20 protein-coding genes and 1 pseudogene are annotated in these 22,883 nt (G+C 61.7%); 4 read left to right on the plus strand and 17 right to left on the minus strand.

All coding sequences use genetic code 11. From position 1 onward, the window contains the following. Positions 1 to 4: 4 nt before the first annotated feature. Positions 5 to 720 (minus strand): annotated as a pseudogene (locus N7422_RS16110) (2OG-Fe(II) oxygenase). 343 nt (positions 721 to 1,063) lie between these two features. On the opposite strand from N7422_RS16110, the gene N7422_RS16115 reads away from it, so the two are divergent. Both N7422_RS16115 and N7422_RS16120 read left to right on the plus strand, forming a co-directional pair. After that, positions 1,064 to 1,699, plus strand: coding sequence for a lytic polysaccharide monooxygenase (locus N7422_RS16115; RefSeq protein ID WP_279807445.1), 636 nt, complete (start codon positions 1,064 to 1,066; stop codon positions 1,697 to 1,699). 37 nt (positions 1,700 to 1,736) lie between these two features. Continuing rightward, positions 1,737 to 2,795, plus strand: coding sequence for a chitinase (locus N7422_RS16120; RefSeq protein ID WP_279807446.1), 1,059 nt, complete (start codon positions 1,737 to 1,739; stop codon positions 2,793 to 2,795). 104 nt (positions 2,796 to 2,899) lie between these two features. On the opposite strand, the gene leuS is transcribed toward N7422_RS16120, so the two are convergent. From leuS to N7422_RS16185, 13 genes are all read right to left on the minus strand, one after another. Then, positions 2,900 to 5,482 (minus strand): leucine--tRNA ligase, encoded by a 2,583-nt coding sequence (gene leuS, locus N7422_RS16125; RefSeq protein ID WP_279807447.1) that lies wholly within the window; start codon positions 5,480 to 5,482, stop codon positions 2,900 to 2,902. A gap of 110 nt (positions 5,483 to 5,592) precedes the next feature. Continuing rightward, positions 5,593 to 6,660 (minus strand): fatty acid desaturase, encoded by a 1,068-nt coding sequence (locus tag N7422_RS16130; RefSeq protein ID WP_279807448.1) that lies wholly within the window; start codon positions 6,658 to 6,660, stop codon positions 5,593 to 5,595. A gap of 46 nt (positions 6,661 to 6,706) precedes the next feature. Next, positions 6,707 to 7,909, minus strand: coding sequence for an MFS transporter (locus N7422_RS16135; RefSeq protein WP_279807449.1), 1,203 nt, complete (start codon positions 7,907 to 7,909; stop codon positions 6,707 to 6,709). A gap of 61 nt (positions 7,910 to 7,970) precedes the next feature. Beyond that, complete coding sequence (locus N7422_RS16140) at positions 7,971 to 9,074, minus strand: histidinol-phosphate transaminase (protein ID WP_279807450.1); 1,104 nt, start codon at positions 9,072 to 9,074, stop codon at positions 7,971 to 7,973. Further along, a complete protein-coding gene (locus N7422_RS16145; RefSeq protein ID WP_279807451.1) occupies positions 9,071 to 9,409 on the minus strand; it encodes a class II aldolase/adducin family protein in 339 nt (112 codons plus the stop codon). Before N7422_RS16145 ends, N7422_RS16140 begins: the two co-directional genes overlap by 4 nt. Beyond that, positions 9,406 to 9,813, minus strand: coding sequence for a class II aldolase/adducin family protein (locus tag N7422_RS16150; protein WP_279807452.1), 408 nt, complete (start codon positions 9,811 to 9,813; stop codon positions 9,406 to 9,408). The genes N7422_RS16145 and N7422_RS16150 overlap by 4 nt, the downstream gene beginning before the upstream one ends. Next, positions 9,806 to 10,783: a C-terminal binding protein gene (locus N7422_RS16155; protein WP_279807453.1), complete on the minus strand. Its 978-nt coding sequence runs from the start codon at positions 10,781 to 10,783 to the stop codon at positions 9,806 to 9,808. The genes N7422_RS16150 and N7422_RS16155 overlap by 8 nt, the downstream gene beginning before the upstream one ends. A gap of 35 nt (positions 10,784 to 10,818) precedes the next feature. Then, positions 10,819 to 11,832, minus strand: a complete 1,014-nt coding sequence (locus N7422_RS16160) for an ornithine cyclodeaminase family protein (protein ID WP_279807454.1) — start codon at positions 11,830 to 11,832, stop codon at positions 10,819 to 10,821. 67 nt (positions 11,833 to 11,899) lie between these two features. Beyond that, positions 11,900 to 12,640 carry an SDR family NAD(P)-dependent oxidoreductase gene (locus N7422_RS16165; protein WP_279807455.1) on the minus strand — a complete coding sequence of 247 codons (741 nt, stop codon included), beginning with the start codon at positions 12,638 to 12,640 and terminating at the stop codon, positions 11,900 to 11,902. 42 nt (positions 12,641 to 12,682) lie between these two features. Further along, on the minus strand, positions 12,683 to 13,207 hold the full coding sequence (locus tag N7422_RS16170) for a MaoC family dehydratase (RefSeq protein ID WP_279807456.1): 525 nt from the start codon (positions 13,205 to 13,207) through the stop codon (positions 12,683 to 12,685). An 11-nt stretch (positions 13,208 to 13,218) separates the two neighbouring features. Further along, complete coding sequence (locus tag N7422_RS16175) at positions 13,219 to 14,019, minus strand: aldolase/citrate lyase family protein (protein ID WP_279807457.1); 801 nt, start codon at positions 14,017 to 14,019, stop codon at positions 13,219 to 13,221. A gap of 37 nt (positions 14,020 to 14,056) precedes the next feature. Further along, positions 14,057 to 15,295, minus strand: coding sequence for an aminotransferase class I/II-fold pyridoxal phosphate-dependent enzyme (locus N7422_RS16180; protein ID WP_279807458.1), 1,239 nt, complete (start codon positions 15,293 to 15,295; stop codon positions 14,057 to 14,059). 369 nt (positions 15,296 to 15,664) lie between these two features. Continuing rightward, positions 15,665 to 17,239 (minus strand): HAMP domain-containing sensor histidine kinase, encoded by a 1,575-nt coding sequence (locus N7422_RS16185; protein ID WP_347815269.1) that lies wholly within the window; start codon positions 17,237 to 17,239, stop codon positions 15,665 to 15,667. 389 nt (positions 17,240 to 17,628) lie between these two features. On the opposite strand from N7422_RS16185, the gene N7422_RS16190 reads away from it, so the two are divergent. Next, positions 17,629 to 19,470, plus strand: coding sequence for a potassium transporter Kup (locus N7422_RS16190; protein WP_279807492.1), 1,842 nt, complete (start codon positions 17,629 to 17,631; stop codon positions 19,468 to 19,470). Between the two features lie 7 nt (positions 19,471 to 19,477). On the opposite strand, the gene N7422_RS16195 is transcribed toward N7422_RS16190, so the two are convergent. From N7422_RS16195 to N7422_RS16205, 3 genes are all read right to left on the minus strand, one after another. Continuing rightward, complete coding sequence (locus N7422_RS16195) at positions 19,478 to 19,603, minus strand: hypothetical protein (RefSeq protein WP_279807459.1); 126 nt, start codon at positions 19,601 to 19,603, stop codon at positions 19,478 to 19,480. A 15-nt stretch (positions 19,604 to 19,618) separates the two neighbouring features. Beyond that, positions 19,619 to 20,977 (minus strand): glutamine synthetase family protein, encoded by a 1,359-nt coding sequence (locus N7422_RS16200; RefSeq protein WP_279807460.1) that lies wholly within the window; start codon positions 20,975 to 20,977, stop codon positions 19,619 to 19,621. 93 nt (positions 20,978 to 21,070) lie between these two features. Continuing rightward, the gene (locus tag N7422_RS16205; protein WP_279807461.1) at positions 21,071 to 22,234 is read right to left on the minus strand and encodes an outer membrane beta-barrel protein; all 1,164 of its coding nucleotides are present in this window, start codon (positions 22,232 to 22,234) and stop codon (positions 21,071 to 21,073) included. Between the two features lie 305 nt (positions 22,235 to 22,539). Here N7422_RS16205 and N7422_RS16210 point away from each other — a divergent pair, with 305 nt between their 5' ends. Beyond that, positions 22,540 to 22,851, plus strand: a complete 312-nt coding sequence (locus tag N7422_RS16210; RefSeq protein WP_279807462.1) for a hypothetical protein — start codon at positions 22,540 to 22,542, stop codon at positions 22,849 to 22,851. Positions 22,852 to 22,883 lie beyond the last annotated feature (32 nt).

Here is a 22,883-nt window from a genome sequence, read left to right on the forward strand (position 1 = left end):
AGGCTTACCTCGCGTCGTGAAAGATCAGACCCAGGGTGTGGCGCAAGCCACCGCGGATGCGGCTGACGCCATGGCGCATGGCGACCTTGCGAGTACCACGCTTGCCATTGGCAGGCCGTTGGTTGACGGTGAACACCAGCGCGTCTCCCTGGCCCAGGGCGACGACTTCCGCGCGCCGGCCGTTGGCCGAGTGTTCCGTCATGACGAATTCGCCGCCGACAAAGTCCCTGCCGGGTTCCGACAGCAGGATGGCGACTTGCAGCGGGAAGACATGCTCGCCGTAGAGATCCTGGTGAAGGCAGTTGTAGTCGCCTTCGCCGTATCGAAGGATCAGGGGTGTCGGTCGCGTCTGGCCTGCCTCATGACATCGGCGCAGAAAGGCCTGCAGATCGCTTGGGTAGGCCTCGTCTATTCCCAGTTGCGGGTTCCAGCGATTGGCGATTGCCGCGAGCCACGGATACAGCCCATGGCGCAACTGCTCGAGCAGGGGGGAAGTGGGTAGGCGAAGTATTTGTACTCGCCCCGCCCGAAGCCATGTCTGGCCATGACGACCCGCGAGCGATAGCCCGCGACCTGTGCATAGCGCGCGGCAAGCTCCCGGCATTGAGTCGTGGTCAGGAGCCTTGGGAGCACGGCGTTGCCGTAAGTGTCGAGCGACCGGCCGACAGCGGCCCAGTCTAGTGCGTCGAGCGCCGTAAGGACGTGGGGCGGGGTGTTCATGGCTGGCGAGTGCTCATAAGGGTGAGTGCTGCGGACTGATGCATGCAGTCTGCCTGCCGCCCTCGATCTGGACACTCCGTTCCTTGCGGTCAAATTCCTTTGCCGTTCGTTGGCTCGTTGGCCCATGGCATCGGCGAACGCCGCGTCGATTTGTAGGTGCTTTGCTTCAGCGCAGGTAGGAAAAATTTGGTCAAGCTGTATGCATGTCCAGTATTTTCGGGCTTTGTCTCTCCCAGTGCGTTGCAAAGCGAAAAACGGGGGCGTGGACAGAAAAAACCGCTCGGTTAGTTTGAAGGCCTCTCCTTCGGAAAGGGAGAGTTCTCAAATCAATGGAGCGATAAACATGAACAAACCACAAAACCAATCCCCCCTTCGCCACGGCCGTGTCACGGCCCCGGCCTCCCGCGGCGCGGTCGCCATCGACCTCGGCCTGCTGGGCGCCTGGCAGGTCAACGAGATGGAAGGTGGCAAGAACTTCCCGGCCCTGGCCGCCGGTCCGTTCCCGGCACCGTTCGCCTCGGACAACCCCAGCGATGTGCCGCCGGCCGATGGCTTCATCCTCAGCGGTGGCAAGACCGATGGCCGCGACTGCGTCAACTACACCGACCAGGAGATGAGCGACAAGCTCAACCGGCCGTTCAGCTGGCCGCTGCTCAACGTCGACCCGGGCCAGGTCTTCAAGGTGACCTGGCAGTACACCGCGGCGCACACCACCCGAGGCTATCGCTGGCTGATCACCAAGGACGGCTGGGATCCGCAACAGCGGATCACCCGGGCACAGCTGGAGGCGCAGCCATTCGCCGAGGACTTTTATCAGCAGGTGCCTTACTACAGCCACGCCAGCGAGCTGAAGGCCAAGGTCGAACACCAGGTGACGCTGCCGGCCAACAAGAAGGGGCGTCATGTCATCGTCCTGATGTGGATCGTGGCCAACACCGGCAACGCCTTCTATCAGGCCTTCGACGTCGACTTCAAATAGGGCGGCGAATCTTCCACACGTTCTGAGGGATTGGAACATGTCACAGATAGACTTCACCCAACTGCGGTCATCGCTGGACGATGCCGCTTCGCGGATGCCGAGCCTGGATGGCAAGGGAATCCTCATGGGCTACTGGCATAACTGGCCGGCGGGGCCTGCCGATGGCTACCAGCGCGGACAGTTTGCCAACATGAACCTGGAGGATGTGCCGCGTGACTACAACGTGGTAGCCGTGGCGTTCATGAAGGGCAGCGGCATACCGACGTTCAAACCGTACAACCTGTCCGATGCCGAGTTTCGCCGCCAGGTGGGCGTGCTGAACAGCCAGGGCAGGGTGGTGCTGATGTCCCTGGGAGGTGCTGACGCGCATATCGAGCTACGCCCGGGCCACGAAATGCCACTGGCCAATGAAATCATCCGTCTGGTCGAGACCTATGGTTTCGATGGGCTGGACATCGATCTTGAGCAGAGCGCGATTGATTTCGCCGCCAACAAGACCGTCCTGCCCGCCGCGCTGAAACGGGTCAAGGACCACTATGCCGCCGAGGGCAAGCACTTCATCATCAGCATGGCGCCGGAGTTCCCGTACCTGACTGCTGCCGGCAAGTATGTCGGCTACCTCGAGGCGCTGGAGGGTTACTACGACTTCATCGCGCCGCAGTTCTACAATCAGGGCGGCGACGGGGTCTGGGTCGAGGAGGCCAATGGCGGCAAAGGGGCCTGGATCGCCCAGAACAACGATGCGATGAAAGAGGATTTCCTCTATTACCTGACCGAGAGCCTGGTGAGTGGCACTCGTGGCTTCACCAGGATCGCGCCTGAGAAGTTCGTCATCGGCCTGCCCGCCAACGTCGATGCCGCGGCTACCGGCTATGTGATCGAGCCGATGGCCGTCGCCAATGCGTTGAAACGGCTCACTGCCAAAGGGCTGTCGATCAGGGGCCTGATGACCTGGTCGGTCAACTGGGACAATGGTTTCAACAAGGACCGTGTGCCGTACGACCAGGCGTTCAGCCGGCGCTATGGGCCGTTGATCCACGGCGCGCCACCCGCGCTTTCGACGCAGGATGAGGACTCCCGGCAGAGCGTCCGCTAGCGCTCGATCAAGGCGGCATCCGGCAGACGTGCCTGATGCCTGTCAACCAAGCCGGCATTTCGAGAAATGCCGGCTTTCTGGTTTCCAGGGATGCAACTGAACGCTCAGACGATGAAATTCACCAATCGGTTCGGCACCACGATCATCTTTGCAGCGCCTTCCAGGTATCTGCTCAACGCAGCATCGGACAGCGCCCGGTTCCGTATCGTGTCATGGTCGGCATCGGCCTGGACCAGAATCTCGCCGCGCAGCTTGCCATTGACCTGCACCATCATCTTCACCTCGTCCTGCTTCAAGGCGTCGCGGTCCGGGGTGGGCCAGGCACTGTCGTAGAGGGCGCCAGGGAATTCCAACGCCTCCCAGAGCACCTGGGAGATGTGCGGCGTCACAGGATGCAGGACCTGCAAGAGAATGGACATGGTTTCTCGGCGGACCTGGCGCCCCGCGCCGTCGGCACTCTCCAGCACCTTGAGCATCTTCATCGCACCCGAGACGACGGTGTTGTACTGCAGCCGCTCATAATCGTTGTTGATCTGCTGCAGCAAGCTGTGGGTCATGAAGCGCACATGGCGGGCTTGCGCGGCATCTGGCGCCTGCTCGTCGCGTGTCCGTTCGTCGACGGCAAGGTTCCAGAGACGGCGCAGGAAGCGATAGGCGCCTTCGACACCGCTGTCGCTCCAGATCGTGCTCTGGTCGGGGGGGCCTGCGAAGATGGTGAACAACCGGGCGGTGTCCGCGCCAAAGCGGTCGATGATGTCCTTGGGCTCGACCACGTTGTTCTTCGACTTGGACATCTTCTCCACCCCACCCAAGGTGACGGGCAAGCCATCTTCGATCGCGGTCGCGCTGACCGGACGGCCTTTCTCATCGTATTGAACCGCTACTTCGGCGGGGTAGAACCAGCGACGGCTACCGTCCTCGGCCTTGCGGTAGTAACTTTCCCGCAGCAGCATGCCCTGGGTGAACAGGTTCTTGAACGGTTCACTGAAGTCGACCAATCCCTCGTCGCGCATCGCCCTGGTCCAGAACCTGGCGTAGAGCAGGTGCAGCACCGCATGTTCGATGCCGCCGATGTACTGGTCGATGGGCATCCAGTAGCGATTGCCGGGCCCTACCATCGCGGTGTGGCAGTCGGGATCGCAGTAGCGCATGAAGTACCAGCTCGAGTCGACGAAGGTGTCCATGGTGTCCGTCTCCCGCAGCGCGGGCGCGGCGCAACGAGGGCAGGCAACGTGGCGGAACGCCTCGTGCTGCTGCAACGGGTTGCCACTGCCGTCGGGGATGCAGTCGGTCGGCAGGACCACTGGCAGGTCCGCGTAGGGCACCGGCACATCACCACACCGCTGGCAATGGATGATCGGAATCGGCGTGCCCCAGTATCGCTGGCAGGAGATTCCCCAATCACGCAGACGCCACGTGGTGGCGTGCTCGCCACACCCACGCTCGGCCAGGGCATCGACGATCGCCAGGGACGCCTGCTCCACCGAGAGACCATCGAAGGTGCCCGAGTCGATCAGGCGGCCTTCACGGCTGCCGTAGCGATCCGACCATGCTGCCGCGTCGTAGAGCACGCCTTCGAAGGCGATGACGGGCCGCACCGGCAAGCCGTGCCGATGGGCAAAATCGAAATCGCGCTCATCATGGGCCGGTACTCCCATCAAGGCACCTTCCCCGTATTCACCGAGCACATAATGGGTAATCCACACCGCGACCGGTTCGCCGGTCAGTGGATGCTCGACGTGCAATCCACTGGGGACTCCGAGCTTCGCCTGCGCGCCGGCCGCGGGACCGGCCTGCGCCGCCTGCCGACACGCCTGCACCTGCGGCTCGAGCCGTGGATCGAGCTCGGTGGCCCGCTTGGCCAGCGGGTGCTCAGGGGAAACGGCACAGAACGTCACGCCCATCAGCGTATCGACGCGCGTGGTGAACACCCACAGCTTGCCCGCGTCGATCAATTGCCCGCTTGCGTCTTCGATCGTGTGGACAAAGGCCAGACGGACCCCGCTGGCCTTGCCGATCCAGTTGCGCTGCATGCTACGGACCATGTCCGGCCAACCCTCCAGGGTGTCGATGGCCGACAGCAACTCTTCGCCATACTGGGTGATGCGCAGGTAGTAGCCGGGAATCTCACGCTTCTCGACGAGCGCCCCGGATCGCCAGCCACGGCCATCCACCACTTGCTCGTTGGCCAGCACGGTCTGATCGACGGGATCCCAGTTGACGATCTGGGTTTTCTTGTAGGCCAGACCCTTTTCCAGCAGCTTCAGGAAAAACCACTGGTTCCATTTGTAGTACTGCGGATCGCAGGTGGCGATTTCCCGTGACCAGTCGAACGCCAGGCCGAGCGGCTGCATCTGCGACTTCATGTCGGCAATGTTCATTCGGGTCCACTGCGCGGGCGATACGCCCGATTGCATCGCAGCGTTTTCCGCCGGTAAACCGAAGGCATCCCACCCCATCGGCATCAGCACGTTGTAACCCTTCATCCGCAAGTGACGGGCCAACATGTCATTGATCGTGTAGTTGCGCACATGGCCCATGTGCAACTTCCCGGAGGGGTAGGGCAGCATGGAACAGGCATAGAACTTTGGCCGACTTTCGTCTTCGACAGCCTTGAATACTTCGTCGCGAAGCCATTTGGCCTGAGCCGTGCTTTCAACCCAGGCTGGATCATACTGCTGTCGCATAGGGGGTCCTCGTTGTTACCGGGGCTGAAAGGCAATCGATCGCCCGGCTCATACGTGCTTGTAAGGTATCGCTCGGCCTGATGAACATCGCTTGCGGCAAGCGCAGGGGGTCACGGCAGCCTGGTAGGGATTGGGTTCGAAAAGCGCTTTTCCTCGGTGCGTCCTCCTGGCAACCAACCACGGGGCCACGCGCTGAAAGCCCGGGGCGGCGTGTATTTGGCTTTGAGCGACCGTAACAGACCACCGTGGGTAATCAAGCAGAAGCCGGGTTCGAAGTGCTGCATATATTGTGGGATCTTGTCCCACGGAACTGTAGGAAAAATATGATGGGCGCCGTGGTAGTTGAAGTTCATCAGACACACTCGCTCGAAAAACAGCGAAACTTTCACGTTGCGCGCAAACTGCGAATCATTGAGGGGCGTCTGGTAGTGGGCAAAGCTGTCCAACACAGTGAGTATGAATGCCCTGAGCAAGTAGAGGATCACCAGCACCCACCCGTGCGCGCCATACAGAAACGCACTGCAAGTCAACAGCAGCCAGATGCATGCGCCCTCGGTGCGCAGGGCGTTCAATTTTCCATTGCGCAGGGTGATCGACAGCGCCGAACGGTCCGACGGCACGACTGTCGAGCCGTAGATGAGGCTCATCAGCGGATAGATGAAACGGGGCGGCAGGAAGCAGACGATGGTCGTCAGCACGAAGTCATGCCAGTACGCGCCAAACAACTTGCGGTAGTAATAGTTGACGACTCTGCGCGTCGATCGGCGCGGGGCGATGTAGATCTCGTCACAGTCATGCTCGGTACGACTGATGCGGTGATGGCGCAGATGATCGAAGCGTTGCAAGTCATAGGCGATGCCCATGAACACCGCCATTACCTGCCCCATGCGTCGGTTCCTCCACGGGGCCGGGTGCAGCAATCCGTGTATCGCCTCGTGCACCATGACGCCAGTGGTCGAAGAGAACAGCAGGGTGGGCAGCAGGGTCAGCATGAACCAGGGGTTTATCGAGATCAGCAGGGGGGCGACGAGAAACTGGTAGCCGTTGACCAGTACCAAGCATACAAAGATCAAGTTGTTGGTCGTGACATCGACATCGTCGAAATCGCCGGTTTTGACCAGGGCCGGATTGCCCCGATACAACCGCTCGTACAGGTCCTGCGCCAGTGTCTCGCTCATGCTGAATGCACCTCTTCCTTTTGATGTCTGAAACGAGCCTCCTGGCTCAGCTTTGCCGTGGGGATGAAGCCTGTGAGGCCGTGGCTTCCCGGCCCAACAACCAGCAGATGCCGCCGAGCAGCAGACCCAGCAGACCGTAAAGGCTCCAGCTCGACGTGAAGCCGAGGCGGGAGATCAACGAGGCGCCCACTCCCACCGAGACCATTCTGGCGAGCGCGAGCAGGACGGGAATCAGTGAAAAGAGGCTGGCCTGGTTCTGCAATGAGGTCTTCTGGGAAATCAACGCGGTGATATGAGTGATGCCGAGAATCTCGCCCATCGTCCAGAAGAGGACGAACGACAGAATCAACGCGGTCTGCTCGAAGAACGCGTAGGCGCCAAACCCGATACCGTAGAAAACGCCTGCCGCGGCCAGGTTGGCGAGCGTGCCGAATCGAGAGGTCAGCGCGATCAAGGGCTGCGTGATCAGGATGACCAGCAACGCGTTGACGATGCCCACCGCGGCAAAAATGCTCGCGGCACGCTCAACGGCTATCAGATCGAGCCACAAGGGCAGCTGATACTCACGCTGCGCATCCAGTACCGACAACGCGAAAAACAGCGCGCCGGCGACCAGCACGATCCTCGGTGTGCCGGCCATGTCGCGCAAGATGCCGCGCCGTGCCTGCGGCGTATCGACCTGCCGCTCGGGCAGCGCCAGGAACACACTCGCCAGGAAGCACGCAACGCTGACGGCGGCGGCGAACACCATCAGGTAATGACTTTGCAGACCGAGCAGGTACCCGCCGATGACGAACAGCAGCGCGGCGCCCAGGTTGGTGGCCAGGTGAAGGTAGCCGAAGGATGCAATGCGGTTGCCGTCGTCCGCCGCCAGCGAGGTCAGCATGCTGAACACTGGCGTGATCACGCCTGCGCACAGCATGACCATCAGCACCATGGCAATGGAGGTGATCGGCGTGCTGAACATCATCGCGAGCAGGAGAAAGACCGACGAGCACAACGATGTGCCCAGTAGCAGTGGGCGAAAGGCGCAGCGACTGGCCAAGGCCCCTCCCAACACGTTGCCCGTCAGGTAGAACGCCGATACCAGCGTGATCACCAGCGCCACCGCCGAGCCATCGAGCTGGTAGTGGCGGTTGAAGAACAGTGCTGCGAACGGCCCCAGCGCATTGGCCATGACGAACAGCAGACGAAGCACGATGATGTTGCGCAGCGTTGTGATCAACGAATAGCGGTGACGTCCTTTCATCCTTTGCATCCTGAGTCCGCGCGATCTTGAAAAACCACAGCGCCATCCTGGCCTGTGGGCACTATCGAATGGCCAGTTTCACCTCTCCCCAGCCAGCAGGGCTGCCAGCCCCGCTTAGCAACGCCATCAGGAACGCCTTGAGATCCGACTTCGCCGGTATCGCCACGCGCAGCATGTTGTGCAGCAGGCCGAAACTGTGGGGGTATCGGCAGCAGTGGCTGACGCGGATGCCGTTCTGGGCGAAGGCGCGTGCCAGACGGCCATCGTCGTGATCCTGCACCAGCAGGAAATTGGTGTCGCTGCCGTACGCCATGATCCCGTGGGCACGGCATAGCTCGAGGATCTCGCCCTTGACCTGGTCCAGGCTCTCGTGGGCACGTCGCAAGTCTTCCTGATTGCGCAAGCAGTACAACGCGGCTTTCACGGCGATGTGATTGATGTCCCAGGGGCCACGCACTTTCAACAGCTCGCGCACCGACTCAGGCTGGGTGACCACATACCCCAGGCGCAGTCCGGCAAGTCCGAAATACTTGGAGAACGAACGGATGACGAACAGTTGCCTGACCTCGCTGAACGTGTCCAGGCAAGACTGCTGCAAGTATTCGAAATAGCACTCGTCGACAATGATCGGCTTGTCCTGCCTGACGCAGGCCTGCACCAGTATCTGCAACTGCTCGGTTTCCAGCCGCGCGCCCAGCGGATTGTTGGGGTTGCACAGGATCAGGCCCTGGCTCGTCGACAAGGCGTCGAGAACGGCCGCGGTGGGTAGCACGAAGCCGTGCGCTTGTTTCTCGAACCCGACGACGATCGGCGTGAGGCCATTGATGTCGAGCATCTGGTAGTAGAAGGAAAACACGGGCGAAGGAATGACGACGCGATCGCCAGGTGAAAACAGCAGTCGCAACAGCAGGTCGATGGCTTGATCCGCGCCATTGGTCAACAGCACGTGCTGCGTGGGCACTTTGCAGTAGCTGGCCAACGCGCTGAGCAGCGGCCGGTAGTTGGGGTAGGTGAACAGGTCCTGGGGTTGCAGCTCTGTCGCAATGAAGCGCGCGAGAAAAGGGTGCAGGAACTGGTTTTCGTTCAAGTCCAGCAACATGGCGCTCAGGTCGCGCTCGGGCGCTTTCCACAGGCCCGAGCCGAGAACATGTTCGTCAACGTTCATGTGCGGGTCCTCCCGTAGATGACCTGCTCGCCGAGCTCGTACATGTGCCGCACCTGGTCTTCGCTGGCAAACGCAACCGGTTTGCCGGTCGCCGCCGACAGGTGCTGACAGGTGATCAGCCGGCGGATCTCCGCGACGAATGCCACCGCGCGGTGGTAGGCCTCTGAAAGGTCGCGGCCGAAGCTGGTGATGCCGTGGCCGGGCATGACGATGCAATTGGTATCCCCGGCGCAACGGCCGATGGCGCTCACGTCGAGCTCGACGTTCACCCCTTCGCCAAGAATGCAGGGCGGCTTGCCCATGACCAGCGCGGTATCGTTGGACACGTAGCTCATCTGCCGCCATTGCATGACGGAAAAAATGCGATGACGTCATCGGGGTGCAGGTGCACGGTGGCGTGGATATCGGGGCGGCAGCGCATGATCTCGCGGTGCATCTGATGCCCCAGGCTGGGGCGGCAGCGCCCGTGCAGCAGCTCGTCGGACTGCATGTCCAGCACAGCCAGGTGCTCGAGACCGGACTCTTCGAGCGACAGGCCGAGGTGCTTGGTGTACATCACGTCGCGCTTCCAGTAAGGGCAGTGCGTGCGCACGACGATATTGCCCAGGGTATTGACGAGCAGTTCGCGCGCGGCCAGGCGCTGGCCGTACTGCAGTATGCTGGCGCCAGTTGCCAGGTCGAACCAGGCGGGCAACGCGGACCGTGAGAGGTCAAGGCTCGCAAGCGTCATCTCAGGCATGTCTTTTTGCCTCCTTTGCCATGCAATCGGGGTTGATCAGCGTCTTGACCTTTTCTCCCCGCAGCAGCGCGAGCATCGTCTGCAGCGCATTGCGCTTCAGCTCGGCCAGCGAGCGCTCACTGTAGAAGGCGGCATGAGGGGTCATCAGCACACGCTCATGCTCGATCAGCGCCTTGGGCACGCACGGCTCCTCCTGCACCACATCCAGCAAGGCCATCGATACCGTCCCGGACTGCAAGGCGCGCAGCAACGCCGCGGAATCGACGATAGCGCCGCGCGCCGTATTGACCAGCGTTGCCCCATGCTTGACCTGCGCAAAGCGCGTATCGTTCAGCAGGTGCCGGCTCTGCGCGGTGAGAGGCAGGTGCAGGGAAATGACATCGGCCTGCCCGAGCAAGGCCTCCAGCGTCACCCGCTGTGCCAGCCCCAGAGGGCACTGCTCGATCCACGGGTCGTGGAAGCACAGCTGGTAGCCGAGCATCGACGCCCTGTGCGCCAAGGCTTGCCCGGTAGCACCATAGCCAACCAGCCCCAGCACGGTGTCGCGACAGGCTTTCAGCGTGCCGGTATGAGTGCGCCAGCTCCAGCCTCCCTCACGGGTATGCCGGGCGAATTCCAGCAGTTTGCGCTGGGCCATCAGGATAAGCGCCAGTGCGTGCTCCGCGACCTCTTGCGCACCTACCGCGCCGATGTTCGAACAGAGGATGCCTTTTGCGCTGAGGGCGTCGACGTCGACGTCATCGAGGCCGATGGTTGCCTTCACCAGCACTCGGCAGCGACGCATCCTGGCCACCAGCGGCGCATCGACGACCACCGCGTGAAAGGCGATTATTCCATCGGCCCGTGCCAACTGCTCATCCGAAGGGTGGCTGGTGACCTCCAGGGTATGACCTTGCCGCGCTGCCCCTGCGCGGTACTCTCCGGTATCGATGTAGCTCACTCTCGGCGAATCGATCAGCAATATATTCATGGGTTTCCCTGCTCCCAAACAGTATCCATGTCAGATCAGCCCCGCGCGCGGGGCATGTCTGGATTGTCGAAATGGTCGCAGTAGCGACCTATTCCTCCTGCCTTGGCCGTCTCATAGATGCAGGCGGCGACCACCATGTCCTGACTGGCATGCCCGACGCTGCGGAAGTAGCTCCACCCCGGCTTGCGCGCGGGAGGCTCAGGCTGGTCGGTGACCAGGGCGCTGATCTGGCGTATGTCACGTTCGCTGATCACCGACAATGCCAGCGCCTGGGCGATCTCTCCCGACTCATGGCGAGCCGAGTCCAGGTGGTCGACATGAACCTGCACGTCGGCCAGCAGTCTGGGGTCGATCTCGCACGCGGCGAGCGTGCTGCCCCCCACTGCGTTGATGTGCGCCAGCGGCTTGAGCATCCACGCGGCGACCAGTGGCGTGGAGCTGGCGTGAGAGGTGGTTGTACAGATGATGTCCGCATCGGCCAGCGCCATCGGCACACTGTCGATCGCCTCGATCGGCAGGCGCAGCTCGATGGCCAAGCGCTCGGCCAGCGCGACGCTCTGGGCCATGCGCCGCGAAACAATCCGCACCTGCCCCAGCTCCCGCACGGCCGCCATCGCCCTCACATGCGCCGCAGCCTGGGCGCCCGCGCCGATAACCGCCAGATTGAGCCGCCCGCGCGGACATAGCTTGTCGGTTGCCAGTGCGCTCATGGCACTGGTGCGAATAGCTGTCAGGGCCGCGCTGTCCAGCATCGCCAGCAGCCTTCCGCTGTGCGCTTCGATCAGCAAAACGGCACCGTTGACCGCCGACAACCCCCGTGTGCTGTTATCGGGATGGTACGACGAGACCTTGATGCCCAGGGTCTGCTGCTCGGGCAGCAATGCCGGCATGAACAAGGTAAAGGCGCTGTTGCGTGGCTGAGTGATCATCAGCCGTTTCGGAACCACCGGGGGGATTGATGCAAACCCTCGATGCGCGTGTTCCAGCACACGGACAAGCCTTGGCAGCTCGACACTGCGTTCGATGTCCTGGCGATTGAGCAGCAGCATGCGATTTTCCTTGTTCCAGTGATCCATTCGTGAAGAAGCGGGTGCTTGACGCTCGAGGCGCCGCCGCTCAGGCCTGTGTTCCCCCGTCCACCGGCATCGCGATGCCGGTGACGAATGACGCGTCCTCAGAGCACAGCCAATACACCGCGCTGGCCACTTCCCGGGCTTCGCAGATCCGCTTCAGTGGGTGGGTGCCGCCTGCCGATTCCAGATCGTCTCCAAGGATGCCCGCCGACAGAGGCGTGCGGACGAAGGCCGGGCATACCGCATTGATGCGGATCCCGAACGGCGCATACTCACGGGCCGCGGCCCGGGTCATGCCGACCAGGGCATGCTTGCTCGCGGAGTAGACCGAACCGCCCGTGGCACTGGCGCGTATCCCGGCCAGGGAAGCGACGTTGACGATGCTGCCGGTGCGCGCCAGCCTCATCGTCGGCAAGACCGCTTTCATGCACTGCCAGGGCGCCTTGACATTGGTGGCCAGGACATCGTCGAACACGGCGTCGTCGTAATCCTCGGTGCGCGTGAAAGGCGTACCTTCGATGCCGATGCTGTTGACCAGACACGTCAACGGCCGATGGTCGAGGGCAATGGCCCGAAAGCATTCGGTCAGCTCGCGAGCATCCCGCAGGTCGACGGCATAGGCATGGGCCACTCCGCCAGCCTCGCGAATGCGTTGGCATACCTCCCGGTTTTGTACGTCTCGGCGTGCGCAAACAACGACTTCGTACCCCGCGCTGGCAAAACGCCAGGCGCAGGCCTCGCCAATACCGGAGTTGCCGCCGGTAATCACCGCCAGTTTGCTCATGGCATCCTTCCTCGGTTGTTGTTTCACGAGGGCCTGCGCGCCCTAGCCGATGGCGTAGTCCTGGGCGTGTCCCTTCTTCGGCACCAGGAAGGTTCGAAGGTAAGTGATCACCGGCGTGCCGTCCTGCTTGCGGCCAATGACGCTGATGGTGACGATGCCCTGACCAGGGCGTGAGCGTGACGGTCGTTTGGAAACCACCTCGCTCTCGGCGTAAAGGGTATCGCCGACATATACCGGGTTTGGCAGGCGTATTTCATCCCACCCCAGATTGGCGATCGCCCGCGCACTCATGGTTGCCACGGTCATGCCGCTGACAATCGACAAGGTGACTGAGCTGTTGACCAGCAGCTTTTCGAATTCGCTGCGCTGCGCATAGGCCGCATCGATGTGCGCGGGGTGATTGTTCATGTTGACCAGCGATTGCCAGATATTGTCCAGCTCCGTCACCGTGCGTCCTGGACGATGTTCGAAGACATCGCCCACCACGAACTCTTCGAAATGCAGGCCGTAGCATTCGCGGTAGCGATTGGCGCCGATCTGTTCATGCGCCGCAATCATGGGTTCCATGCTTCTCTCCTTCAAAGTCCCAGCTCCTGGGCGCGCTGGATCACCTTCCTGGCGTGCTTGACGAATGGTGGTCCAACCATGAGGTTCTTCAGCCGGGTGATCTTGTCGCCACTGTGCTGTGCTGCCTGCACCACCGCCAAGGCCTGCTCGTAGGCCGTGGCAGAGGGGGTGAACACGGCATTGATCGTGGCGATCTGCCGGGGGTGGATGGCGGTCTTGCCGCTGAACCCTAGCTCGAGGGTGTCCTGGCACTCCTTGACCAACCCGTCTTCGTCTTCAAGATGGAAATAGGCCGTGTCGAACGCGGGAATGCCTGCCGCGCTCGCGGCCGCGATGATGCTCCCTCGCGCATGCAGGATGTTGGTCCAGCCGCCAATCGGCACGCCGAGGCTGGCGGCGTAGTCGGCAGACCCGAAGATCAACCCGTCGGCCACGGCGGCGATCTGGTAGATGTCGCGCATGCAGGCCGGTGTTTCGACCGTGACCAGGATCTTCGGGCTTTCCCCGTCACGACACAGATTTGCCCTTGCTACCTCGATTTCGGCCGCCGCTTCGGTCATGGCCATCACGATGAACTCAGGCCGGTGTTCCAGCGACTGGACGAGCAAGAGGTCGAGCAACCCTTCGTTGTCACGCAACGGGTTGATTCGCAGCGCCGTTCGTTGCGCCGCGCGGGCGCGATAGAACTGTTCGACACATGCCCGCGCCTGGACTTTCTGCCCGTGGGGCACTCCATCCTCCAGGTCGATCACCATGACATCGGTCAAGGCACTCTTGGCGTACTGCTCGGGGTTGAGCGCGGAACAATACAAAAGGCTTCTCGGTACGGGATGGGGCATCGCCATGCGCTCAACCATGGGCAACCGGCAGGCCCTGGCGGGCCAGCTCGACCTCGGCGCGAACGGCGGCGCAGAAACCACGGATATCGTCCTGGGACATGTCGGCACGCATCATCACGCGCAGCCCCGACTTGTTCCTGGCGACGATGGGGAAGAAAACGGCCGAGGTGTAATAGCCGCGCTTGAATACGCCCTCGGAAACGCCGACCGCCATATCGGGGCTGTCCAGCGGGACGACGCGAATCGGCAAGCCGGATCCTGCATGTTCGGTGGGGAACAAACTGTCGAACAGCTGGATATTGGCGTTGAGTTTTTCCTGCAGTACGCCCAGCTCGGGGGACTGGTGAATATCCAGCGAAGCCATCGAGGCGCCGAGGGTGGCCGGATTGACGTACTGTGAGTAAGACATTGGCCCGCCGAAGCGGCGAAATACCTGCTGGTAATTTGCCTGCTCCGACATGAATATCCCTCCGCCATTGGCGCCGAAGGCCTTGGCCAGGGAGTACACCAGCATCGTCCGTGGATTGAGCTGCGGGATGAACGTGCGAATGTAACCTTCGCCCCGTTCGCCATAGGCACTCAATGAGTGGGAATCGTCGAAGTAGAGAAACAGTCCGTATTTGTCCTGTAACTGCACAAGGCGCTCGACAGGTGCACTGCCGCCCATGCTGTAGGCACCGTCGGCGACATAGGCAACCAACGGGTGGCGCTTGCACATGTCTTCAATGAAATCGACATCATTGTGGTTGCAGGTGACCACTTGGGTTTCATCCCCGCAAATGGCCTTGACCTGGTTCAAGGCAAAGTGCGCATGCTTGTCGAAGATCATGAACGGTCGCTGGCCGTCGGTAAAAATACCGGCGGCCAGCAATGGCAATGACGCGACGATTGCGGCGCTGCATGATGTCGCGGTGAAGGCGCTGCACTTGAAGTGAGCGGACATTGCCTGTTCCAGTTCGTCCAACTCTTTCAGGCGGATCCGGATGCGCGAGGTCGGCAAGTTGACGGTGCCGCTTTTCAGTACATAGTCTGCCGCGCGCCGGGCCAGGCGCGGATCGATCTCCAGGCCGAGGTAGGAGCAGGAGCACATGTTCATGAACGCGTGCCCGTTCTGGTCGACCATGCGGCTGCGCTCGACATGCGTGACGCTCAAGTCGGTCAGTCCAGAGTTCTGCGCAAGTTGCCAGGAGGGATTACCGATTTCAACCGTCCTGGCAGTGTTTATATGTTGGTTCTTCATGTCAGACATAGCCCCTCCATTTGCTTGTATCAAACATCGATAAAGTGAATTTGGCGCGTGCGCCGGGCGTTGCTGGATAGTCATCTGGATGCGCAATTAAGATGGTCAACCAAACGGCAATGGCGAATGGCTGTTGTTTCTGGTGGATGCGCGGAAGTTGGGTGCGGTCAAATATGGCTGGGCCCTTACTTGAGCGTCAAGTCTTTATTTTTACCAAGTAAAATAATCTTTTGATAGTTGCGTTGAACGTAACTTTTCCTGATGTATATAAACCACTGGCCCGCGACTGCGAGCGCAGAAAGGGAGGTGCTCTGCTGAACAGCGGGGCAATCGGATGCTGTTGATCCGACGCGGCAGGTACTCAAGCATCGAACCCATTCAATGCGCATCGGGCGAGCGAGCTTCAGCGCAAAAGCGCAAGCACACCCGCGTGCCTCGCGGCGCTCGACTGCTCAGCGAAGCAGCTCCGCCGAAGCGTTCCATCACCTGTTTCACCATGACCATGCCGATACCAAGGCCACCTTGTCTGGTGGTGTAGAAAGACTTGGCCGACATCAATTCCTGCTGCCGAGCCAGTCCTGGGCCAGTGTCGTCGATGTACAAGCACAGCTCAGCCGGCCCGGTGCGCTCCAGCGCCAGCGTCAGCTCGCCGCCGGCGGGCATGGACTCGATGGCGTTGGCCAGCACGCTGTTGATTACCTGGTCGAGAAGCAACGGGTGGCTGATGACTGGCGCGCCGCCCTCGGCACTGAACGCCACCTGGATTCGCGCCTGGTGCAACTGCGGTGCGAGACTGATCAGCGCCCGATGCATGGCGGCCACCAGGTCAACGGCCTGCGCTTCGCCATGCAATGGCCGCAGGCACTGCAGCAGATCGCTCACCCAGCGGGACATGCGATCCACCTGAGCAATGATGTCCGTGATGTTGCCGGTCGCTGGCTGCCCTGGCGCCACTTGCGCCAGCTCCGCGCTGGTGCGGATGCTCGCCAATGGATTACGCAGGCTGTGGGCGACGGCGGTGGACATTTCCACGAGGCCGCCATAGGTCTTGTTGGCTATCAGCTGGTCTTGCTGCAGATTCAGCAGTTGCGCTGCGCGCCAGACGATCCAGAACAGTCCGCAATAGACGAACAACCCGCCCAAGGCCGAAGCGGTCCAGATGAGTTGCTGTCCACGCTCCAGGCGCTCGATCAGGTCCACGGGTTCCTTGTAGATCTCGACCATGGCCAGGACCTCGCCTTGATCATCCAGCAGCGGAATGTAGTTCTCTACGAAGAACATCTTCGGGGCATGGCTAAATTGCTGCTCGGTTCGCCCGGCCTCCACCTCGTCATAGCGAGCGCTCACGCGCCCAGCGGAGCTGAAGGCGGATTCCAGCAATGGGTCGTCATGCACGGTGCGCCCCACCAAGGCGGGATTGGTCGACCAGATTACCTGGCGATCCGGGGAAAAAATGCTCGCCAGCAGCAGGTCGGGCAGGTTCGACAAGTGATCGAGAAACTCCGACCGGGCGCGCTCGCGGTTCTTCGCCGTTTCTGCGTTGAGCATGCCCAGATGCGTGGATGACAGGACATCGCCCATTTTCATGCCGGGCAAGTCATGGTGGCGTATCTCGCCCGCGGCCATGGACTGGATGAACTGGGCGGACAGCAAAGCGTCCCGTTCGAGGCTTTCGTTGATGATGAAGCGGGTGGATAGCGATGCGAGCCCGATGGCCACGCTGCTGATGATGATGAAGCTGAACAGCGAGAATCGGCGGATCAGGTTGAAGGGCTGGCTCGGCTCGCTGGGGAGTGATCGTCTGAGCAGAGAACGGATCCAGTGGAAAAATGCTGGCATCGCGCCTCCGATGCGGTAGTCAGGATGCAAGGACGCCCCAGGCGAATCGAAGACAACGCTGGTCCAACTGCGTGTCAGTGTAGTGGCTAACCGGTGTCCATGCCTGGAGGGCAAGCATGGCCAGGCCTCACGCCTGACATGCCGGTTTTCCGCCTTGGGCCGACTTGACGGGTCATCTACTGCGCCAGTCGGCGCGGTCGCAGCAAATGGCCGGGGAGGGCGCTTTGGAAGAAGACGGCAATAGCGCAACGCATTCTTTACGCTATTTTTACGCAGGCCAGAATCGCATGTCGGGATACTGACCGCGTTTTGTGTCCGCTCGCCAGGGCCGAGGCTCGCGCCAATGCGCAATGCCGGGGCAATTTGGCTGGGCGGCACCTCGGGAAGTCGTCTTGCTCAGGGAAGGCATGCGCTTTTTATTCGTCAGCCCAGAGAAGTCATCCGTGAGTCAGATCGCTATCGCTTCGAACCCAACCCACCCTGGCAAGACCACCGGCGTCGGCATGCTGATTGCCGCTGTAGGCGTGGTGTATGGCGACATCGGCACCAGCCCGCTGTACACGCTCAAAGAAGTGTTCGCCGGCCACTATGGAGTCCAGGCCAACGTCGACGGGGTGCTGGGCATTCTCTCGCTGGTGTTCTGGTCATTGATCTGGGTGGTCTCGATCAAGTACGTGCTGTTCATCCTGCGCGCCGACAACCAGGGGGAAGGCGGGATCATGGCGCTGACCGCCTTGGCGCGCCGCGCGGCGGCCCCGTTCCCGAGAATGAGCCGGATACTGGTGCTGCTCGGCCTGTTCGGGGCGGCACTGTTCTATGGCGACAGCATGATCACACCGGCGATTTCGGTGTTGTCGGCGGTGGAGGGCCTGCAACTGGCCTTTGACGGTATCGAACATTGGGTCGTGCCGCTGTCGGTGATCGTGCTGGTGGCGTTGTTCCTGATCCAGAAACATGGCACGGCGCGTATCGGTATTTTGTTCGGGCCGGTGATGACATTGTGGTTCGTGGTACTCGGCGCGCTGGGCGTCCACGGCATCGTGCAGCGCCCGGAAGTGCTGCAGGCGCTCAATCCCGCCTGGGCCGTGCAGTTCTTCGTGGCCCACCCGGGCATTGGCGTTGCCATTCTCGGCGCCGTGGTGCTGGCGTTGACCGGTGCCGAGGCGCTGTACGCGGACATGGGCCATTTTGGTCGCAAACCGATAGCCCGGGCATGGTTCATGCTGGTGCTGCCGGGGTTGGTGCTGAACTATTTCGGCCAGGGCGCACTGATTCTTGGCAACCCGGAGGCGGTCCGCAATCCGTTCTACCTGCTGGCGCCCCAATGGGCGCTGCTGCCCATGATCGCGCTGTCCACGCTGGCCACCATCATCGCGTCCCAGGCCGTGATTTCCGGCGCGTTCTCGCTGACGCGCCAGGCGATCCAGCTGGGTTATGTGCCGCGCATGTTCATACAGCACACGTCCAGCGAAGAGCAGGGGCAGATCTACATCGGCACGGTGAACTGGGCGTTGATGGTCGGGGTCGTCCTGCTGGTGATCGGCTTCGAGTCGTCCGGTGCCCTGGCCGCGGCCTATGGGGTGGCGGTGACCGGGACCATGCTGGTGACCACGGTGCTTTCCTCGGCAGTGGTGCTGTTGCTGTGGAAGATGCCGCGTTGGCTGGCCATTCCCATGCTGCTGGGTTTCCTGGTGGTCGACAGCCTGTATTTCGCCGCCAATGCGCCGAAGATTCTCGAGGGAGGGGCGTTCCCGGTGATCGCGGGGGTCTGCCTGTTCGTCCTGATGACCACCTGGAAGCGCGGCAAGAAGATCATTGTCGAGCGACTGGATGAAACCGCGTTGCCGCTGCCGTTGTTCATCGGCAGTCTTCATGCCCAGCCGCCGCATCGGGTGCAGGGTACCGCGGTGTTCCTCACCGCGCGCACGGACGCGGTGCCTCACGCCTTGCTGCACAACCTGCTGCACAATCAGGTGTTGCATGAACAGGTGGTATTGCTGACCGTGGTCTCCGAGGATGCGCCGCGGGTAAGCGAAGACAGGCGCTTCGAGATCGAGGCGTTCGGCGACGGGTTCTTCCGCGTCAGCCTGCATTTCGGCTTTATCGAGGAGCCCGATGTGCCCCTCGCGCTGAGCCATTGCCAGCGGGATGACCTGGATTTCGCGCCGATGCGCACCACCTATTTCCTGAGCCGCGAAACCGTCGTGCCAACCAACCGGATCGGCATGGCGAAATGGCGGGAGTACCTGTTCGCGTTTCTGCTCAAGAACGCCAACAGCAACCTGAAGTACTTCAAGCTGCCGTTGAACCGGGTGATCGAATTGGGTACCCAGGTCGAGATGTGACGCGTGCTCAGGGGATGAACCGGTAGCCGACGCCGGTTTCCGTCACCAGATGGCGAGGCTGCGAGGGGGCGGCCTCGACTTTCTTGCGCAGGCCTTTCTTCACCGACTTCGTCTGCGGGCGGTTGTCGGGCATTGCATGAAGCGGCGATCAGACGCTCAACTGGAGGTACTCACGCTCCCATGCGCTGATCACTTGCCTGTAGTGCTTGAGTTCGGTGCGTTTCACCGCAACGTAGCCTTGCACGAACCGGTGCCCGAGGTGTTCCTTGAGCACGTCGCATGCCTCCAGTTGGACCAGCGCGTCCTCGAGCGTATTCGGCAGGCGCAGGCCACGGCGGTCGTAGGCACGCCCTTGCACCGGGGCGCTGGGATCGATCCGTTCGGTCAGGCCCAGATAACCGCATAGCAAGCTGGCGGCCAGCGCCAGGTACGGGTTGGCGTCGGCGCCGGGCAACCGATTTTCCACGCGCATGGCAGCCGGCGCGGCGCTCGGCACTCGCAGGCCGACGGTGCGGTTCTCCACGCCCCACTCGACATTCACCGGTGCGCAGCCCTCTGGCAGGAAACGGCGGAAGGAGTTCACGTTGGGGGCCAACAGGGGCATCAGCTTTGGCGTGTATTTCTGCAGGCCGCCGATGTAGTGCAGCAGCCGCTCGCTCATGGCGCCGTCTGGCGTGGCAAAGATATTCTCGCCGCTGGCCAGGTCCAGCACGCTTTGGTGGATATGCATCGCACTGCCAGCCTCGTTGGCGATCGGCTTGGCCATGAAGGTTGCGCTGAGCGCATGCTTGAGCGCGGCTTCGCGCAAGGTGCGCTTGAACACGATGAGTTGGTCCGCCAGGCGCAGGGCGTCGCCATGGCGGAAGTTGATCTCCATCTGGGCGGGGCCGCCTTCATGGCTGAGGGTATCCAGATCCAGGCCTTGGGACTGGCACCAGTGGTAGAGATCCTCGAACAGCGGGGCGAACTCATTGGCCGCATCGATGGAAAAGCTCTGCCGGCCTTTTTCCGGCCGGCCCGATCGGCCTTCAGGGGGAGAGAGCGGCTGGTCCGGATCGCCGCTGGGCTTGGTCAGGTAGAACTCCATCTCTGGTGCGACAACGGGTCTCCAGCCCTTGTCGGCGTACAGCGCGAGCACACGCTTGAGGACGTTGCGTGGTGACAGCTCGATGGGCTTGCCGAACTTGTCGAAGCTGTCGTGGATGACCATGGCGGTGGGTTCGGCGATCCAGGGCATGATGTACAGGGCATTGGGCGCGGGACGGCAGAACATGTCTATGCCCGCTTCATCCAGCAGGGCGTAGAAGATCTGGTCTTCGACGAAATCGCCGGTCACCGTCTGCAGCAGCACGCTTTCCGGGAGCCGCATGCCGCGCTCTTCGAGGAACCTGCTGGTCGAGGCAATCTTGCCGCGGGCAATGCCGGAAAGATCGCTCACGACACATTCGACTTCGGTGATGCCCTGGTACTTGAGCCGTTGCTCCCACTGCTCGGCGGGGGTGTTCATGCAAACCTCGGAAGTCTTGATTGTTTCATCCTGAAATCGCGCCGACTCGTCCGAACATGCGCTTCGGACGAGGGGCGCTGGCGGTCGCGTGGTTCAGAACATCAGGCCGGTTTCGACCAGCACGCGGACTTGATCCCGTTCGCTGCCGGAGCTGCCGAACGCTGCCCCCTCATCGGCGCCCTGGGTCTTGACATAGGCCAACTCACCGCGGGTGAAGAATGGGCCGCTGCGGTACGTGGGCGTGGCGGTCAAGGACCAGGCGCCAGACCCAGCCCCGTACAGCAGGTTGGTCGGGGTACAGTCTTCTTCCAGGCGGCAATCTGCGCCCTTGCTGTCGATGTATTCGGCACGCATGCCCAGGGCCCAGGCGTCATTGAAACTGTACTTGCCCAGAATCGCCGCGCCGTAGCTTTCAGCGGCGGCGCCAATGCCCACGCTGCGATCGGTATCGATGCGGGTGTACTGCAGGTACGGGCTCAGGCTGAAGTCGCCATCGGCGTGGGTGTAGATCAGGTTGTATATCTGGCTGTTGTTCTGAACCGTGGGCGTGGCAACGGAAGATTTCGAGTTGCCGGAGAAGTTGCCTGCGCCTATGACCGTCAGTGTGTTGCGGCTGTCGAGCGCATAGGCCAGGGATCCGCTGACCCAGTTGTACTTGCCGGAATAGAAACCATCGTTGAGCGAGAGGCTGGCGCTGAGCTGGTCATGTGCGTAGTTGAGCTGAACACCACGGCTGATCGCAGGTTCCTGGTTCCAGAGCAGGCCACGTTGAATGTTGATGTTCTGAAAGGTGAAGGTCGACTCGGCGCCCACCAGTGTCGGCAGGGCGCCGGCCATGATCGAGAAGTGCTCGCCGATGGGCGCCTTCAGATAGCCTACCGGCAGGTTCCCATAAAGCTCATCCGCGGCCTTGCTCGACTTCATGTAGGCGCTCCCCAGGGCAGGCAGCGAATAGGCGCCAGCCTGGAGGTAGAACTGCAGCGGCCCTTCGAGGGTCTGCAGTTCGACTTGTGCGTTGCTCAGGTCGGCACGCAAGGTTTCATTGCCGTTGCCTGGTGCATCGACCACGTGGTTCTGCCAAAGGCCGAGCCCGGTCAGCTGACCGCTGACATGGACCTTGCCCAGCAGCCCGGCATCCACGGCGAAGGGCGTGGCGTTCGCAGGCAAGGTGCTGGCGATCGAGGGTGAAGGCAATTGCTCTGCCGACGCGGTGCCGGCCAGAAGTATCGCCGCAAGCCCTGCCTGGGTGGGCAGCAAGGCCTGGCGCTTTGACGGGGCGGTTGACGGACGGCGAAGGAGGGGCGTGACGCATGAAGTCATGTGGAACTCTCGATACTGCGAAGATGTGCCGAAAGCGTATTGATTCGCGTATCAAGTTGCTGTCGGTTTCCTTTTCGCCGACGTAAATTCTGAATAAAACCTTTCCGTCGACCTCCCTTCGGCAACTTCAAGCGCAGGTGCGGGTGGCCGATTCTCGATCGGTGCGCAAGATCGGATCGGCGGCATGCAGACCTTTTGCCGGTATGCCTTACTTGATGAATCTCAACCTTGTGGAGAAAGCGATGAGAACGAGAGGCCAGACGTATTGGGAATGGGTGGACGCCCAGTTGCACTGTCGTACGCATACCGAAGTACTCGATTGCGGATTGAGCATTGATGTACAAGTCCGTCTGTCCCGCGTTGGAACCACTCAGTTGTTCATCGGGCTCTATCTTCTGGAGGGTGCGCGGGTGCATGAGGAGGCCTACAGCGCCAGGCCTGGCCAGTCCATGACCACCGCCTTGCTGTGGGGCGTGGCGAGGGCGCGGGAGCTGGCCGCAGCGCAGCGCCTGCCGGGCGAGGCAGACGCTGTCGCAAGGAGACCGACGGTGTGAAGGCGAACTGAACGGGCGTGATCCGCCACTCA

The organism is Pseudomonas sp. GD04091, from assembly GCF_029836165.1.
Classification (GTDB): Bacteria; Pseudomonadota; Gammaproteobacteria; order Pseudomonadales; family Pseudomonadaceae; genus Aquipseudomonas.

Excerpts from the sequence above, each read along its gene's own strand:
- N7422_RS16115 (WP_279807445.1), top strand. The coding sequence starts at position 1,064 with ATGAACAAACCACAAAACCAATCCCCCCTTCGCCACGGCCGTGTCACG.
- N7422_RS16120 (WP_279807446.1), top strand. The coding sequence starts at position 1,737 with ATGTCACAGATAGACTTCACCCAACTGCGGTCATCGCTGGACGATGCC.
- leuS (WP_279807447.1), bottom strand. The coding sequence starts at position 5,482 with ATGCGACAGCAGTATGATCCAGCCTGGGTTGAAAGCACGGCTCAGGCC.
- N7422_RS16130 (WP_279807448.1), bottom strand. The coding sequence starts at position 6,660 with ATGAGCGAGACACTGGCGCAGGACCTGTACGAGCGGTTGTATCGGGGC.
- N7422_RS16135 (WP_279807449.1), bottom strand. The coding sequence starts at position 7,909 with ATGAAAGGACGTCACCGCTATTCGTTGATCACAACGCTGCGCAACATC.
- N7422_RS16140 (WP_279807450.1), bottom strand. The coding sequence starts at position 9,074 with ATGAACGTTGACGAACATGTTCTCGGCTCGGGCCTGTGGAAAGCGCCC.
- N7422_RS16145 (WP_279807451.1), bottom strand. The coding sequence starts at position 9,409 with ATGAGCTACGTGTCCAACGATACCGCGCTGGTCATGGGCAAGCCGCCC.
- N7422_RS16150 (WP_279807452.1), bottom strand. The coding sequence starts at position 9,813 with ATGCCTGAGATGACGCTTGCGAGCCTTGACCTCTCACGGTCCGCGTTG.
- N7422_RS16155 (WP_279807453.1), bottom strand. The coding sequence starts at position 10,783 with ATGAATATATTGCTGATCGATTCGCCGAGAGTGAGCTACATCGATACC.
- N7422_RS16160 (WP_279807454.1), bottom strand. The coding sequence starts at position 11,832 with ATGCTGCTGCTCAATCGCCAGGACATCGAACGCAGTGTCGAGCTGCCA.
- N7422_RS16165 (WP_279807455.1), bottom strand. The coding sequence starts at position 12,640 with ATGAGCAAACTGGCGGTGATTACCGGCGGCAACTCCGGTATTGGCGAG.
- N7422_RS16170 (WP_279807456.1), bottom strand. The coding sequence starts at position 13,207 with ATGGAACCCATGATTGCGGCGCATGAACAGATCGGCGCCAATCGCTAC.
- N7422_RS16180 (WP_279807458.1), bottom strand. The coding sequence starts at position 15,295 with ATGTCTGACATGAAGAACCAACATATAAACACTGCCAGGACGGTTGAA.
- N7422_RS16190 (WP_279807492.1), top strand. The coding sequence starts at position 17,629 with ATGCTGATTGCCGCTGTAGGCGTGGTGTATGGCGACATCGGCACCAGC.
- N7422_RS16195 (WP_279807459.1), bottom strand. The coding sequence starts at position 19,603 with ATGCCCGACAACCGCCCGCAGACGAAGTCGGTGAAGAAAGGCCTGCGC.
- N7422_RS16200 (WP_279807460.1), bottom strand. The coding sequence starts at position 20,977 with ATGAACACCCCCGCCGAGCAGTGGGAGCAACGGCTCAAGTACCAGGGC.
- N7422_RS16210 (WP_279807462.1), top strand. The coding sequence starts at position 22,540 with ATGAGAACGAGAGGCCAGACGTATTGGGAATGGGTGGACGCCCAGTTG.